Below are 16,560 nucleotides of genomic sequence, written 5' to 3' on the forward strand. Positions count from 1 at the left end.
TCAAGCCGACTGTTTTACAACCACACGACTATGACTAAGGTATTCATCGATCACCAGAAATTTAGCACCCAAAAGTACGGCGGTATCAGCCGCTACTTTGCCAACATAATTGAAGGTATCAAGCACACTGAGGACATCACGTATCAGCTAGGGGTTCTGCACGCCAAAAATCATTATCTCCAGAATGAACCATTGGCCATGAAAGGTGCACTTAGCGACCAGATCATGAATAAACACGAGAAATTAGACATTCTGGCCAACAAGTTTTACTGCGAGCGAATCCTTAAAAAAAATGAGTTCGATGTGTTTCATCCCACCTATTATGACCCATACTTCCTCAACCTACTGAAAAAACCGCTGGTCATTACCATTCATGACCTGACCTATGAGCGCTTACCTGAGTATTTCTGGGCGCAGGACCCACTCACCCAGCAAAAGCGACTCAATATTGAGCGAGCAGATGCCATCATCGCCATCTCAAACACAACCCGGAAAGATCTGCTCCATTTTTTTAATGTCGATCCAGCCAAAGTATTTACAATCTATCACGGTATTGAGCTGGATACACCTCTTCAATTCCAGCCGGTACCTCATCTGCCTGAACGCTATGTGTTGTTTGTTGGCGACCGAAGCGGCTACAAGAACTTTTATTTATTTATGAACGCTATCCAGCCGCTGATGCTGGATATGCCCGATTTGAATGTAGTACTGACTGGCGGAGGGAAAGTAGAAGTTGCGGATCAGGAATTCCTGATGCGGCTCGGTCTTTCGGATCGGGTAAGGCACATCAACGCCACCGACGAACAGCTCAATTATCTGTATCAGAATACGCAACTGTTTGTCTATCCATCGCTGTACGAAGGCTTTGGTTTACCAATCCTGGAAGCCTTTAAAGCAAAGTGCCCTATCCTGCTAAGCGATACGGACTGTTTCCGTGAAGTAGCCGCTGATGCCGCCGTTTATTTTAAATCGACAGACCTGAACGATCTGACCAGCAAGCTTTCCAGCACATTGGCAGATAGTGCCTTACGTGCAAAGCTAGTTGAGCTAGGTTCGCAGCGACTGAAAAGCTTTCCATTGAAAAAGTCGATCGATAAAACACTGGACGTATATAGGTCTTTAGCCTGAACTGGAACCCGAAAACGCGTTATGATATGAGATTCCGAGCGGTTGATACATTTAGAGGACTGGCTGCCATTATGGTTATCCTGTTCCATTTGCAGCACCTGACAGTCTTATCGGGCATCGCTTTCATTATGAAAAGCGACATCTTTGTCGATTTCTTTTTCGTGTTATCGGGTTTCGTAATCACCTATAGTAATTACGATAAGATTACGAATATGGCCAGTATCAAACCGTTTGCCATCAAACGATTCAAGCGTTTGTATCCGCTCCATCTGTTTACGTTGCTGTTAGTTCTTGCCTTTGAACTTTTTCGCTATGGGGTTGATCGCTATGTAGTTAAGCTCTCGAATCCGATTTTTTATGCGGACAAGACGTTCGCTTCATTCCTAGCTAATCTTACCCTAACCCAGTCGCTGAATTTGTTTGACCGTATTACCTGGAACGGGCCTAGCTGGAGCATTAGTGTTGAATTTTACACCTATCTGGTCTGGGCATACTGCCTGGTGATTTTCCGCAAGAATTTACTAATTATTTGTAGCCTCAGCTTCGGTTTGATTGCCTGGTTTATTGTAAGCCACCACGGCAACATCATCTACAACTACGACTATGGTCTTGTTCGATGCTTGTACAGTTTTCTCATTGGTATGCTCACGTACCGACTGAGTCGGCGGTTGCCTTCTGTGGGTAACTATTGGCCCGCTACTGTATCAGAAGCGCTGTTACTTGGGCTGACCATGTACTTTGTGAATGAGTTTACCCATTCGCAGAGTTGGCTAATGCCTTTTTTGTTTGCGCTGGTTATCCTGGTTTTTTCCCGGGAAACCGGAGCCATTGCGAAGGTACTGGCTCAGGATCGCTTTGAGTTTTTGGGTAAACTCTCGTACTCCTATTACCTCAATCACCTGATCGTACTGAATGTCATGGATCTGCTCCTTTTCAAGATAATTAAGCTGCCTGCAACGGCCATTGGCGAATCAGTGTATATCCTTGTTTGTCTGGCCTGTGTTCATCTGCTGTCGGTCTTTACCTACCGGCATGTTGAACTAATCCTCCAGACGCCTTCATCCAAACGATCGGTAAAGTCAGCAGCCGAAGCAACGGCTTTTTAATACAACTCATAACTAACTTCCTCTATGAATATCGTAAGTATACCCGCCTGGATAAGTCAATTTAACTTCCCCTATGCCTCGTACGATGCAATTCCTGATTCGGTATTTGACAAAATAAACCGTGATCTGGAAACGCTTCAGCATCCAGATCCACTCGTTAGCATTGTCATTCCATCCTGGAATGAGGAAGTGAATGTGCTCAAGAGTATTGCGTCTCTGGCAAAATTAAAAACAACGATACCCCTTGAAATTCTGGTAGTTAACAACAACTCGACCGATCAGACGCAGAAAACGCTGGACCGTCTTCGGGTTCGCACCGTCTTTCAGCCCATTCAGGGTTGGGGGCCAGCCCGGCAAATGGGCCTGGAGCACGCCAAGGGCAAGTATATTCTCACCGCCGACTCGGACTGCCTGTACCCACCCGACTGGGTCGATGAGATCATGGCCGTCTTGCAGCAGCCTGGGGTTGTTTGCGTGTATGGCCGTTATTCATTTATTCCATCTCCTGGATTTCCACGCTGGAAACTCTCACTTCTGGAAACAATGAAAGATGGCATTGCGGAAATTCGGCATTTAAAGCGTCCCCATTTGAATGCCTATGGAATGAGCCTGGGGTATTTACGCGAACCTGCCCTGAAAATAGGGTATGTGATGCATAAAATTCGGGGCGAAGACGGCCGTATGTGCTTCGATCTGATGAAGTATGGCAGTATCAAACAGGTAAAATCGGATAAATCCCGTGTGTGGACAGGCACCCGAACCCTTGAAAAAGATGGCAGTTTTTCACGAACGGTTTGGCTGAAAATCGGGATCGAATTACGGCGTTTCGGCAGCCTGTTCGTCTCGCAGCGCCCCCACGATACCAAGACATCAACGAATCCGTAGGTTTAATAAATTGTCATATATGGCCATTCATAGTCATTCGTTGTCAGGTATTGTCATTGATAGTCGGTTAGTCAATAAATAGCTAACACCAACACAGATTATGTCCGGGCATGAATCAGCTCTTTACTGGATTTCCTTCGTATTGATTCTGCTAACCAGCAGCGCAGTATGTCAGGCACAATGCAGTGTTGGGTCGATTATTTGCGAAACGTTTGGCACCGGTGTACGCGGTGCCTTACCAGCAGGACAAACAAACTTTACGTATAGACCGATTACGTGCCCAGGCGATGGCGAATACAACCTAATGGACACGGTATCTGGCGGTTGCCATGGTGATGCCTGGCATCAGGTGAGAGAAGATCACACAGCAAATGATGTTCGGGGTAATATGTTTGTCGTCAATGCGTCCTATCAGCCCAGCGCATTTTATAGCCAGCAGGTGGCGGGTCTTTGTCCGGGCGTTACATACGAGTTTTCACTTTGGGCCTTGAATTTGAATAAGATTATGGAAGCAGGCGACTGTGATGGATACAGTCTTCGTAATCCAATTATTGTTATGCGGATTGAACAGACAGACGGAACGCTTATTAAAGAAGTTACCCAGCCAGCTGTTCCTCGCACAACAACAGCTACCTGGGTTCAACTAACTATGCAATTCGCGATTCAGACAAATACGGATGCTATTGTTGTCAAACTGATCAACAATGGTCTCGGCGGATGTGGCAATGATCTGGCAATTGACGATATTGGATTTCGCCCGGTTCATCCAGACCTGACAATTCAACTTCCAACGACAACGGCTACTCAAACCACCGTATGCGCTGATACACGCCTAACCTTAACTGTAGGTACGGCTACCGGTTACCCGAATCCAGTTTATTTATGGCAGCAAAGTCGGGATAATAGCAACTGGACAGCCGCGCCGGGTTCTGGTCAAACTACCTATACCATTAATCCGGTTCTGGCGGGACGAACCTATTATCGGCTTCGTAACACGCAGCAGATCAATGAGTCGGCCGTGGGGCGGGCGCAGTGTTCGGCGGAATCAAACGTATTGATTGTTGATGGTAGGCCGGATGCGCCATTTAATCTGGGAGATGATTTGCCCCTTTGTGAGGGAACTTCGCTGACGTTAACGGTTCCGGATGCCTTACCCAACGGAACCACCTTTGTCTGGTCAAACCAAAGCACTAACCGGCAAGTAACGGTCAATTCAACTGGAGCTTACTGGCTCGAAACGAATCTGGCGGGTTGTACCTATCGGGATACAGTTTCGGTAACGGCCCAGAACTGCCACCTGGAAGATATTTATATTCCGGATGCCTTTTCACCAAACGGCGATTTACTAAACGATCAGTTAGTTGTTCGGCACGCAGGCCGGTTTACTTCCTATCTGTTTCGGGTCTATGACCGATGGGGAAGTTTGATTTTTGTAAGTAGAGATGCTGATTACTCCTGGGATGGAACATTTCATAACCAAGCCTGTATATCAGGCATTTATGCCTGGACCATTCAGTATAGTATTCTAAATTTAGTAAATCAGGAGCGTTATTTCACCCGAAGTGGTCGGGTTATGCTGGTTCGTTAGGTAGGTGTAGTTGTCTGCTTATATCCTAAATTTCTAAACACGGTTGCCATGAATGCCATTTCCTGTAGTGTATTAGTAGCTACCTATAATCGCCCAGCTGCACTGGAACTGTGTTTAGTGAGCCTGTTTGAGCAGCGTCAGTTACCAACTGAAATCATTGTCTGCGACGATGGGTCTGCCATACAGACGGGACAACTCATTGAACGACTGAAACGGTTAAGTCCCGTTCCCCTGCTGCATGTATGGCAGCCCGATGAGGGGTTTCGGCTTGCCCGGATCCGTAATCTGGGCTTTGCGATGGCTAAAGGCGCTTATATTATTCAACTGGATGGTGATGTGATCTTACATCCTCTTTTTGTGCAGGATCACCTGTATCATGCCCAACCCAGTTACTTCTTTTCAGGAAATCAGTTCAAGTTATCTGCCGATAGTACCCAACAACTATTAACAGAACCATCCTTATCCGTTAACGCTTTGTTACGTCAATCTCATTGGCACTGGAGTAGTCTACGCGTATTGACACTCCAAAAATTCATAGCCCGATTTTATCATTGGGGCACGCACTATAAATACGTGCTGGGCTGTAATATGGGATTCTGGCGACAGGACCTGGTTCGGGTAAATGGCTACGACGAACAATTTTTAGGCTGGGGTTGGGAAGATACCGAACTCGCCCTGCGGTTGATCAATCGGGGAATTAACCTACGTTTTATCCGGCTTGGTGCTATTCAATATCATCTATACCACCCAACGGCCTCACGTGGTCAGGAAGATATAAATCGAGCCCGAGCCATGCAGACACTCCACCAAAAACTAACCGGTTGTCAAAAAGGCTTACAGCAACATCTGCAACAGCTAGAATCGCCTTTAAGCAATGAGGCAGAATTAGGGTAGAATCGATAGACCTATCCCATCAATATTGTTCCAGCCCTTACCATCAAAACGATCCGCATGTCTTTCTTTTCAACGGCTATGCTACAGAGTTATCACTTTCCGGACGTCACACTGTTGATCACCCATTATAATCGAAGCCATTCGCTGGAAAATTCGCTACTAACTTTTCAGCGACTGAACTGTCATTTTGGTAGTATAGTGGTGTCGGACGATGGCAGTAAAGAAGTCCATTTAGCGCACTTGACTCAATTGCAGCATGATTTTGGCTTCCAGCTCATTACTACACCCAAAAATCGGGGTTTAGGTAATAACATCAACAAAGGCCAGGATGCCGTAAAAACGCCGTATACCCTCTATGTTCAGGAGGATTTTGAACCTACCGCCGAATTTCCTGATCGGCTGGTGGAGTCGCTGACTATTATTAAAGAGCATCCCGAGTTCGACATTATTCGCTTTTATGCCTATGTGCGCTATCCATATTTAAAGCCTTACAACCAAGGTTTTTCGGAGATGGTTATCCCTCCCTGGGCAACCAGGTACACCAAAATATACGCCTACAGTGATCATCCTCATCTGCGACACAGTTCATTTTTAGAGAAATTTGGCCGCTATGCAGAAGGGCTTCGGCCCGATAAGACAGAATACTGGACGTGTATTTCCTTTGTTCAGAAAAAAGGGAAGGGGCTATTTTATAACGACTTCAAACAACTATTTCACCAGAAAAATAGCCAGTCAGAGCCCAGTACGTACAAGCAGGAACAGTGGTCCGTTAGTAAAAACTCACTACTCGTTTTTGTCCGGCACATTTATCGACAGGTCAAGTACAATTACGATATCTATTTCAGATAGCGGCCTACCTAACTTACCAATGACACAGACCTACGACTTCCCCAATGTCACGCTGCTGATTACCCATTACAATCGTAGCCACTCATTGGAAAACCTATTAACTTCTTTCAACAGGCTCAACTGTTGCTTTGGCGATATCGTTGTGTCGGATGATGGTAGTAAAGAACCGCACGTAACGCACCTAACCCAGCTTCAAAAAACCTTTGGTTTTCAACTCATTACAACGCCCGTAAACCGAGGATTAGGCAATAACATCAACAAAGGGCAAGACGCCGTTAAGACCCCGTATACGCTGTATATCCAGGAAGATTTTGAGCCTATGCCAGAATTTCCGGACAAGCTGGTCGACGCACTGGCCATTATGACCCAACAACCTGGCTTTGATATTATCCGGTTTTACGCCTACATGCGCTACCCATATATGAAACAGTATGACGCTTCGTTTTCGGAGATGTTCATTCCGCCCTGGGCAATCAATTACAAGAAACTCTACTTTTACAGCGACCACCCGCACCTGCGCAGAAGCTCTTTCTTTGCCAAATTCGGCCGGTATGTGGAAGGTATCCATCCTGACCAGACCGAATACCGAATGAGTATTTCCTTTATTCAGAAAAAAGGGAAAGGGTTATTTTACAACAACTTCAAGCAACTATTTCACCAGAAAAATAGTCAGGAAGAGCCCAGCACCATCCATCGAAAGCGATGGACCTTTAGTAAAAATCCGTTTATAGCAACCTATCGTTACCTATACCGCCATTTGAAATTCAATTACGATATTCACTTCATGCGGCTCGACTCGAACAAAGCGAAGTGAGTTTTATTTTTTTAACCACAGAGGCACAGAGAACACAGAGTTTTAAAAGATTGCTTTTTATCTCTTAAACTCTGTGTTCTCTGTGCCTCTGTGGTTAAAATTTTTACCCTGTTACGTCAATTAACCTTCAGCACTTTCTGTAATACCCGCTCGCCGTCCTGTTTAATTTCCAGTATATAGACGCCACCCGCCAGTTGCGACAAATCGATCTTTTCTGAGAAGACATTTCCGGTTTTAGAAATTTTGGTTGTCTGATGTAAGCGCCCCAGGCCCGCATCGAACAGGGTAACTTCCAAAGGCGTATCACTTACCCGTTCGGCCTGAATGCTCACATAACTGGCCGTTGGGTTCGGGAAGACCCGAACGGACTCAGCCAGGCTTTTCCCCTCGGTTGGTGTTGTAGCCGCAATTCTGGCATTCGGTGCTACCGTTCCGGCCACAACAAACATCGGCGTTTCAGTCACTGTAAGGAGTAGTTTACCCTGATCTGTACTGACCGTTTGCAGCTCCATGTCATTGCTACCTACTTTAGGCCTGTAAATTTGTGCCTGTGTAGCAGTACCCAAATCCAGTGTATACAGGGCTGTACGGCCAATTTCATCCGGAACGACCAGCACATAGGCCGATTTGCCATCCTTCTCGTACCGGTCGACAATTGGATCGCTGTGGGTAGTTTCTTTGTAGCTGTATTCGCCGAAAAGTTTCTTGGTTTGATACAGATAATCGGCGGCTGGCCGGCGGCTTACATCATCCCCATTGGCCAGGCCGGAGGTTCCGAACATGCCACCCGTTCCGTTGTCATCGTAGAGTTGATAGAAGAATAACTTCTCGATTCCCTTCCTGGCGTAGAGTAAAGCAGTCCGTAGAATCCAGTCGCCCTGGGTTTCGAGAGCGGATTTAGTACCAATTGGAATGGCCCGTATTGGGCTTCCCTGGTTGACATCATAACCAGCTTCCGTAATCCAGACGGGCATATCGTACGATTGCCGATGGGCCGTTTGCCGGAAGTCATCGGCTATGCGATCAATCGGTGTCACCTCGGGCGCAGCTCCCCGAGTCGATGTTCCGCTCTGCGACGACGATGTATTATCGGAATACATGTGGTAGTTAATGATATCCCAGCATAAGTTAACGGTGCCATCTGGCTTATAGCCCCGATACTGTTTACACCAGTCGATCATTCCCTTCACATAGTCAGAGCCGCTGGATGCTGACGCCAATCCGCCAATGACCACTTTCACACTTGGGTCGGCATTTTTCACACCCACACCAGGTCCCATTGTGTTTTTATGACCATCGTAAAAAGCAGACAAGTTAGCGGCATATTCACGGGCGGTCTGATACGCTTTCCTGCCTTTCCACCACTTATCGCGTTCGTTATCGCATTCGATGTACTTGATCAGGCCCAGCCCTATTTTAACGGTATTGGGGTTATCACCCGTCCAGCGTGGTGTTGTGTTCACACTCACCAGAGCCGGGTTTACGTTGGTATTACTGCCATACCTAGCCATGTACTGAAAGCCCGCTTTGGCCTGTTCCAGATAGGACAAGGGATCGGAAAAGTCCTTCCCATAGCGCAACGGAACATTTTCGCCATCCCGCTGATCCTGTGGATAGGTGTTCGCCATCCAGTCCGGAATCGTTTTCAGACAGGCCAAAACTTCGATACCCTCGGCCTTACAGCGTTCGTAAATGGCGTCAAAATTCCAGCCACCGCTTAGGGTTGGATTGTAGGAATAGTCGCCTTCGTTGGCTTCCAGCTTGTTCCAGTCCATATAATGCCGGATGCCCGAGAAGCTTTTCACAACATTCATTTTCGATTCATTAATCTGCCAGGGCGTATTGCCATCTTCAAAGTTCCACTCGTAGGCATTGACCCCTAACATATCCTTTAGCTTCACCGATTTGGCCAAAGCTGGTGTAAAGGTTTGCCCAGAAGGGGTGTAGGAACCATACAATTCCATTTCTGTTGGGAAAGCCCCGTAGGTATTGATAACCAGATAACGCGCATTCGTAATGGGTTGATCCAGTTTAAACCTGGCGTCTCCACTTGTTGACCGATCCGGATAAGGGCCAACCCAGCCGCCATACTGATCGCCGGTGAAGGTGGCAATCTGAATCCGCTCCCATTGATCGGTAATGATCGACAAGGTCATTGGGTTACTCGTAAAGTCGCCTGTAAAGTCGTAGAATTTAAGACTGGCAATCGTCATCGACTCGCCCTCCAGCAAGGGGTAATACGCATCGTACCTGGGTAATACCTTTCCCCAACCGGTTTCAACGTTCACGTCCGTAATCCCATCGAACAAGCCATCCAACCCGTTGCTGACGTTATTGAGCTGATACCAGCGTTTGGCATCAATCGGAATTTTCTGGTTAGCTGTTACAACCGTAGAAGAAGTTACTGTTGAAGAGGTAACCGTTTGCGTTTGGGCAACATTGGCAGCCGCCAGATAGGAGGCCGAAGCCGCCTGCGACGCTGTAATGACCGACGATCCGGCACCCACAACCGAGGCTTTCCAGGCACCACTGGTATTGGAAACGGCAATAACAGATGGATTAGACGACGTAAAGGTGACTGGCACTTCGGCGTTGTTCGTTGTTGCCACCAGATTGAAATCCGCATCGCCAACTGTTTTATTTGGCAGTGCTCCAAACGTTATAACCGCAGGACTTAGCACAGCGCCCCCTTGCGTAACCGTAAACCAGTTGAAATTAAAGGCCCCTGGATTGGTGTAGATGCGCAACACCTGACCACCTGCGGGTAAGGTAGCTGTGGTACTAACGGTAGTCCAGTTCTGCCAGCCATAGGTACGAGGTACGCTTACACTACCCAGCGTGTTGCCATCTTCTGATTTAATATAAATGATCCCATTACCATAGCTATTGGCCACCCGGAACTGGAAGGTATATACCCCGGCCGATGCCACACTGACGTTATAATCCATCCAGTCGCCATCATCAATATAGGCCAGATTCTGCCCGCCCCCGTCATCGGAGGTGGTTTCTGGCCGAACATCACTGGCTACGTCAAACGTCTCGGCTTCAATTTTACCCGGTAAACTCCGGCTAGTGGCGGCCTCAAACCAGTTCAGATTCCAGTTACCTTTTACCACATACAGCCGCAATTTCTGACTCCCGGCCGTCAGGTGAGCCGTGGCTCCAAGAGTTTGCCAGTTCTGTAAACCGCCCGTACGGGGCACATCGACAGATGTTAAGACTGTACCATCGGTTTTGCGCAGCTCGAACTTGGCACCATCGCCCCACCCATTGGCGACACGAAATTTAAAGGAATAAATGCCTGACGACGCTACCGCTACGTTATAATCCAGCCAATCGCCATCGTCAATGCTACTTATATTCTGTCCACCACCTACGTCCGACGTGGTTTCTTGCTGCGTTCCTTGCATGGCGGTGTAATCCTCAGCTTCTACATGACCGGGTAGCGCGGACCCGTTTTGCGTAACGCTGAACCAGTTGAAGTTCCAGGTACCTGGATTGGTGTAGATGCGCAACACCTGGCTGCCCGCGGGTAAGGTAGCTGTGGTACTAACGGTAGTCCAGTTTTGCCAACCATAGGTGCGGGGTACACTCACGCTGCCCAATGTGGTACCATCCTCGGCTTTGATATAAATGACACCATTGCCATAACTGTTGGCTACCCGGAATTGAAAAACATACTCTCCCGCCGAAGCCACACTGACGTTATAATCCATCCAGTCGCCATCATCAATGTAGCCCAGATTCTGCCCGCCCCCGTCATCGGAGGTGGTTTCTGGCCGAACATCACTGGCTACGTCAAACGACTCAGCTTCGATTTTACCAGGTAAACTCTGGCTTGCCGATACCTCGAACCAGTTCAGGTTCCAGTTGCCTTTTACCACGTACAGCCGCAGCATCTGGCTACCGGCCGTCAGGTGAGCCGTTGCTCCAAAGGTCTGCCAGCTTTGCAAACCGCCTGTGCGTGGAATGTTTACGAACGTAAGTACCGTACCATCTGCTTTACGCAGTTCGAGCTTGGCACCATCGCCCCAGCCATTGGCGACACGAAACTTAAAGGAGTAAACGCCATCCTGAGGGACACTAACTGAGTAATCCAGCCAATCGCCATCGTCGATACTACTGATGTTCTGCCCCCCGCCTACATCCGAGGTTGTTTCAAGTTGAAGTCCCTGCATAGAGTCGTAACTCTCTGCCTCCACATGGCCCGGTAACGAACTAACAATAAACTGGTTACCGCGTTCAACCAGCCCAAGCATCTCTGCTAGTTTGTTTGGAACTAAGGTCCACATCCGCCCGGACGACCGGGACAGAACTGTAAAAGTTGCTGTTACAAAGAATAGGCTAATGAAAAATAGAAGTTTTTTCATTCTTATGGTGTTTTGTTGAACTGGATGGTATGAATTACATCTTGATTCTCTGGCACTTTTATTGCCGGAGACAACGTCTAGAACGAACCTAAGCTGCTGACTTGCAGTCAGTGCCCTTTCAATCAACTGTTTGTGTAAAATCCTCGTAATTTACAACTTAACTTCATTATTACATAAGTCCATTCGAGTAACTTTTTATTTACTCAACTAAAAAAAGATAAACTAAGATTAGTTTATTGTAATTTTGTATCTTAAATTGTCTTTAAATAGTAAAAAATTACCAGACACGCGGAAAAAGATAGACTATGATTAATTTCATTTTACTTATCATTACTAGTTATCTGTTATTCAACGTTTTATACATCTTCGTTTCAGCAGTTGCGGGCCGTCTGGGCCATGCAGATGACTCGATGATCACTGAGGATAATCCACTACGGCGTATTGCTGTACTTATTCCAGCCTACAAAGAAGATAGTGTTATTTTAGGGTCAGTAGTTGCCAATTTAAAACAATCCTACCCTACAGATTGGTATGATCTAATCGTAATTGCGGATTCCTTTCGCCCTGAGACCCTGGAGCAATTGGCTACCTATCCAATTAAAGTAATACCCGTGCAGTTTGAGCAATCGACGGTCCAGAAATCTATTACGTATGCGCTAAATTCGCTTCCGGAAGGGCTTTATGATATCATTGTTATTTCTGATGCGGATAATCACATGGCGCCTGATTTTTTACAGCGCATAAATCAGGCTTTTTCGGAAGGCTGGCGGGCCATACAGGGTCACAGGGTGGCCAAAAATACCAACACGAGTGTGGCTATTTTCGATGCCATGAATGAAGAGGTAAACAATAACTTATTTCGGGCAGGTCAGCGGGCACTCGGTCTATCGGCTACCCTTATTGGCTCAGGCATGGGTTTCGAGCCCGCGATTATGAAGCGAGCCATGAATCAGATACAGACCGTTAGTGGCTACGATAAAGAATTGGAGATGCTTCTTCTGGTAGCTGGCATCAAAATAGGCTATTTACACAAAGCCTTTATATTTGACGAAAAGGTCCAGAATATTGCCGTGTTTGAGCGGCAGCGTACGCGCTGGACAGCCGCTCAGGTTTATTTTATTAAAGAATATTTTGGGATAGGCATGCGGCAGTTGGCACTTGGCAATATACATGCCTTCAATGCTCTGGTTAAATCATTATTATTACCCAGAACCCTCCTGCTCGTTTCGGTATTTTTGCTGTTCCTGATCAACCTGGTCGTTGCCAATCCCACATTTATAGGGGTATCTGCTGGACTGATTGGTCTGCTATCATTTAGCTTAGCCGTATCTATACCCCTTTATTTGTGGCGCAAAATTTCCATACGCGACTTCTTTGTATTACCTGCTCTGATCTTTAGTATGATGCGCAGTTTATTTAAAATTAAACAGGCTGGCAAAAAATTCTTACATACACCACACACAGAAACGCCAGATAAGTCAAGTATAGAAAGTCAAGTGGCTAAACAGTCATAGCCAGCCATGGCAGGAAATTAGCTAGTCAATTTAACTAACTCCTGGCGAATTAGGGGTATAGCCTGATTAAGACCGGTTTTAAATTGATTCCAGGTAGCCAGAATCTCTTCTTTACCAGCGCCATCTGCCACTTGTGCTTCTATACTCCTTAGGTTGGTTTCTAATGTAGTTAAGCCAACCATACCCACCCAGGGCAATAGTTTGTGAGCTTGGCTGGCAACTTCAGGCCAACTATGTTGATCTATTTTAGTGTCAATATCCTGGAAATCCGGGAACGTTTCGTCTAGAAAAAGTTCAAATAGGCTGGCAATCTGCTCAGTGTCTCCATCGTACAATTCATTAAGGCGTTGGTAATCAATAACATGAGAAACAACTGAATCAGAATCTGCCATACTAATCAACTACTCTGGTTAACTATGAATTAAATAATTTCAACTTTTCTGGCTTAAACGATTCTGTGGATTTTGTAGCTGCTTTTGGGCTCTACAAAATCCACAGAATCGTTTAAGCCAGCGTATGTAAGTCACTAAATATTAACCTGGCGTTGGCTGTATTTAGCGATCTTATTAAATAAATCCTTTGGGTTAAACGGCTTTGTAACGTAATCATCCATACCCACAAGAACTGCTCGATCTCTGTTACTAAATGTAGCGGATGCGGTCAGTGCAATAATTGGAATTGTTGCATTCATTTTTCTGATCTCTGCCGCGGCTGTATACCCATCCATGACAGGCATCTGCAAATCCATTAATACCAAATCAAATTGCGTGTCCCGGCATTTGTTGACCCCTATAAGCCCATTTTCTGCGGTATCCACTTCAATCCCCCACTTATTTAAAAACTTTAAAGCCACTTTCACATTAACGGGGTAATCTTCTACCAATAATACCCGTAATCCTTTCAGGGTTTTATCATCAACAGCATCCGTTACAGATATGATTGGAGCCGCGGTTGTACTAATTGGCAAATTCAGCGTAAACGAGAATGTGGCTCCTTTACCTTCCTGGCTTTCTACCTGAATGGCGCTTCCATATAGCTCCAGCAGTTTTTTAGTAATAACCAGACCTAACCCTGTTCCACCAAACTTACGGGTCGTTGCTGAATTGGCCTGCGTAAACATAGTGAAGATAGCCTCCTGTTTGTCTGGTGCAATACCAATCCCTGTATCCTGTACAGACACATAAATAGAAGCCTTATCGTCTGTTCGGTGCTCAAGCGCCAGTTCAATAGAAATGGTTCCCTGCTGGGTAAATTTAATGGCGTTCGATACCAGATTTGTGAGTACCTGACCAATCCGAAGTGAGTCACCAACGAGGGCATTCGGTATGTCATCGTCAATCATCAACCGAATCCGATTCCCTTTCTCCTGTGCTTTTGCCTGCTGAGCCCGTTTAATGTTTGATACAAGTTGCCGGAAGTCAAACGTAATCTCTTCCAATTCAACTTTGCCGGCTTCTATCTTGCTAAAATCCAGAATATCGTTGATTAAAGCCTGAAGATGTTCGATTGAAAACTGGAGCGTTTTCAGATTTTCTGTCATTGACGGAGGGACTTCTTCCTGCAACATCAGGTACGTCATACCCACAATTCCGTTCAGCGGTGTTCGGATTTCGTGGCTCATCATCGACAGAAAATCCGACTTAGCCTGCGTAGCATTTTCAGCTACTTCTTTAGCTTGCCGCAATTCGGCTTCAATTGTTTTTCGGTACTCAATCTGACGCTGCAGAAAATTAACCAAACCGACTAGATTATTAGGGTCAAAATCAGCAATGGCATCCCCTTCCGGCACTTCAATTAACTCAATTGCGCCGATCAGTTTTTCGACAGATTGACGTCGCTGACTAACTTCTTCCTTAAGCTTCTGATTTATTTCTGTGTACTCCCGATCGTTCACTAAAGCTGAATGTTCCAGCAATTCTTTGTCACGATCAAAACTCTGGTAAGACTCATTGACCGCCTGTATAAACTGTTGTAAGTTCTTGTCCTGCAAACTCTCTTCTGTCAAATGCCGGTGAATTTGGCGTGCCAGTGTTTTATGTAACTTACTTTCTTCCATAATTTACTGCTCAGAAAGGATAGTTATAGTCATGGTTTGATTATGAAGTTCTCCTGGTGATGCCGGTCCGGCTGGTGCGATTTCGCCATACGAATAAAAGCCCGTCATATAGAGTTGATTACCAAAAATATCACTTGCAACTTCCACTTCTTCTTCTGTACGTTGCCCTAATACCAATTTACGCCCAACACAGCTAATGAGTATAGCCAGTTCGGGCGTTTTTCCTAATTGAGTAAGCGCATTCTGAGCGGCTAGCGCCGAGGCTTCCACCAGTCGGTCCAGGTTAGCCCGCATAAACCGAACACAGGCCCCTTCTGGTATATCGCCAGCGAATGTCATACTTTTTGTGGTTTCGTTAATCGACAGAATCGTTCGCACAAGCGGCTGAGAATCGGGCGAGATACGAATAGATAAGGGGAAAAGCAATGCTGTTCCAGGTAGTCCTTCAGCATATCTTCCCAGGTAATCTTTATATAAGTCCAGGGCATCCCGGTCATCAATCTGATACAATTCATTATAAACGGACTTCGTCACTTCACGTTCGGGGCCAAATACATCCCATCCGCCCATTGTGCCATGACCGATTTTCAAGTCATTACCATACAGCCCAATGCCCACTACTTTACCAGATACCGGATTCTGATTGGCCCCAACCAGGGTTCGCTCGAAACGGCCTGCATCACCAGCGAGACCGCCTATAACAGGAACTGGGTGGCTTAACCATCGATTACTCGCTTCAATTAACTCACTTCCATTCACAACACCACCATCCGATATGAGAATAATGGCTAACAAAGTTTCCTCATCCAGAGCGCGGGCCAGTTTTTCGCCGACCGCATAGCTTTCCTTATGATTACTAATATCAAACTGTACAGTCCGGACCGTTGTCTTTTCAAATTCAATGGCCGTAACAACTATCGTATCATCATAAACCTTTTCACCTATAATTTCTCCAGATGTAGAGTTAATGATAATCTGAGCATTGGGGTATTGCTCTTTTAAATACTCATGTGGATCTGTCTTTTCTAACAGCTTTCGCTCACCGAATGCCAAAACTAATGATGCTTTCTCAGGCAGAAAGCCAGGAGTTTCAGAAATTGCGTCCCAACTAGTATTCGAAAACTTCGCTTGCCTTATTTTCATAAAAATCGCTTATAGCAAATTCAAGACAATATATAACTCGATTTCATTTATTAACAAAACTACCAAAAAAAGTAAATAAATTATTTAGTAGAAGGCCCTACAGCTATTTATTTTTCCTTTCTTGATAAATGGAATACAAAAACAATGAAATTGACAAGTTTACTTATTCTTCATAAACTAAATGTAGCTATACTACAAATTTATCTCCCTAAA

At 45.9% G+C, this 16,560-nt stretch carries 12 protein-coding genes; 8 read left to right on the top strand and 4 right to left on the bottom strand.

The features are described 5' to 3' along the window. Positions 1-30: 30 nt before the first annotated feature. From ACYVGO_RS27370 to ACYVGO_RS27400, 7 genes are all read left to right on the top strand, one after another. The gene (locus ACYVGO_RS27370; RefSeq protein WP_460971993.1) at positions 31-1,128 is read left to right on the top strand and encodes a glycosyltransferase family 4 protein; all 1,098 of its coding nucleotides are present in this window, start codon (positions 31-33) and stop codon (positions 1,126-1,128) included. A 26-nt stretch (positions 1,129-1,154) separates the two neighbouring features. Next, on the top strand, positions 1,155-2,234 hold the full coding sequence (locus ACYVGO_RS27375; protein ID WP_460971994.1) for an acyltransferase family protein: 1,080 nt from the start codon (positions 1,155-1,157) through the stop codon (positions 2,232-2,234). 24 nt (positions 2,235-2,258) lie between these two features. After that, positions 2,259-3,119, top strand: coding sequence for a glycosyltransferase family 2 protein (locus tag ACYVGO_RS27380; RefSeq protein WP_142772750.1), 861 nt, complete (start codon positions 2,259-2,261; stop codon positions 3,117-3,119). Positions 3,120-3,219: 100 nt separating this feature from the next. Next, on the top strand, positions 3,220-4,707 hold the full coding sequence (locus tag ACYVGO_RS27385) for a T9SS type B sorting domain-containing protein (protein ID WP_460971995.1): 1,488 nt from the start codon (positions 3,220-3,222) through the stop codon (positions 4,705-4,707). A gap of 48 nt (positions 4,708-4,755) precedes the next feature. Next, positions 4,756-5,601, top strand: coding sequence for a glycosyltransferase family 2 protein (locus ACYVGO_RS27390; protein WP_460971996.1), 846 nt, complete (start codon positions 4,756-4,758; stop codon positions 5,599-5,601). Between the two features lie 57 nt (positions 5,602-5,658). Next, on the top strand, positions 5,659-6,450 hold the full coding sequence (locus tag ACYVGO_RS27395) for a glycosyltransferase family 2 protein (RefSeq protein WP_460971997.1): 792 nt from the start codon (positions 5,659-5,661) through the stop codon (positions 6,448-6,450). A gap of 19 nt (positions 6,451-6,469) precedes the next feature. Next, positions 6,470-7,264 carry a glycosyltransferase gene (locus ACYVGO_RS27400; RefSeq protein WP_460971998.1) on the top strand — a complete coding sequence of 265 codons (795 nt, stop codon included), beginning with the start codon at positions 6,470-6,472 and terminating at the stop codon, positions 7,262-7,264. 116 nt (positions 7,265-7,380) lie between these two features. Here the strand turns inward: ACYVGO_RS27400 and ACYVGO_RS27405 are convergent, their stop codons facing one another. After that, entirely contained in the window at positions 7,381-11,634 is a 4,254-nt protein-coding gene (locus ACYVGO_RS27405; protein WP_460971999.1) for a carbohydrate-binding protein, read from the bottom strand. Positions 11,635-11,939: 305 nt separating this feature from the next. Between ACYVGO_RS27405 and ACYVGO_RS27410 the strand changes: the two genes are divergently transcribed. After that, entirely contained in the window at positions 11,940-13,148 is a 1,209-nt protein-coding gene (locus tag ACYVGO_RS27410) for a glycosyltransferase family 2 protein (RefSeq protein WP_460972000.1), read from the top strand. A 17-nt stretch (positions 13,149-13,165) separates the two neighbouring features. On the opposite strand, the gene ACYVGO_RS27415 is transcribed toward ACYVGO_RS27410, so the two are convergent. The 3 genes from ACYVGO_RS27415 to ACYVGO_RS27425 all read right to left on the bottom strand — a co-directional run bounded on the left by ACYVGO_RS27415 (position 13,166) and on the right by ACYVGO_RS27425 (position 16,347). Next, positions 13,166-13,540, bottom strand: coding sequence for an Hpt domain-containing protein (locus ACYVGO_RS27415; RefSeq protein ID WP_142772743.1), 375 nt, complete (start codon positions 13,538-13,540; stop codon positions 13,166-13,168). Between the two features lie 134 nt (positions 13,541-13,674). Further along, entirely contained in the window at positions 13,675-15,204 is a 1,530-nt protein-coding gene (locus tag ACYVGO_RS27420; RefSeq protein WP_460972001.1) for an ATP-binding protein, read from the bottom strand. A gap of 3 nt (positions 15,205-15,207) precedes the next feature. Continuing rightward, positions 15,208-16,347 (bottom strand): FIST signal transduction protein, encoded by a 1,140-nt coding sequence (locus ACYVGO_RS27425; protein WP_460972002.1) that lies wholly within the window; start codon positions 16,345-16,347, stop codon positions 15,208-15,210. Between the last annotated feature and the right edge of the window lie 213 nt (positions 16,348-16,560).

This window comes from Spirosoma migulaei (assembly GCF_054776855.1).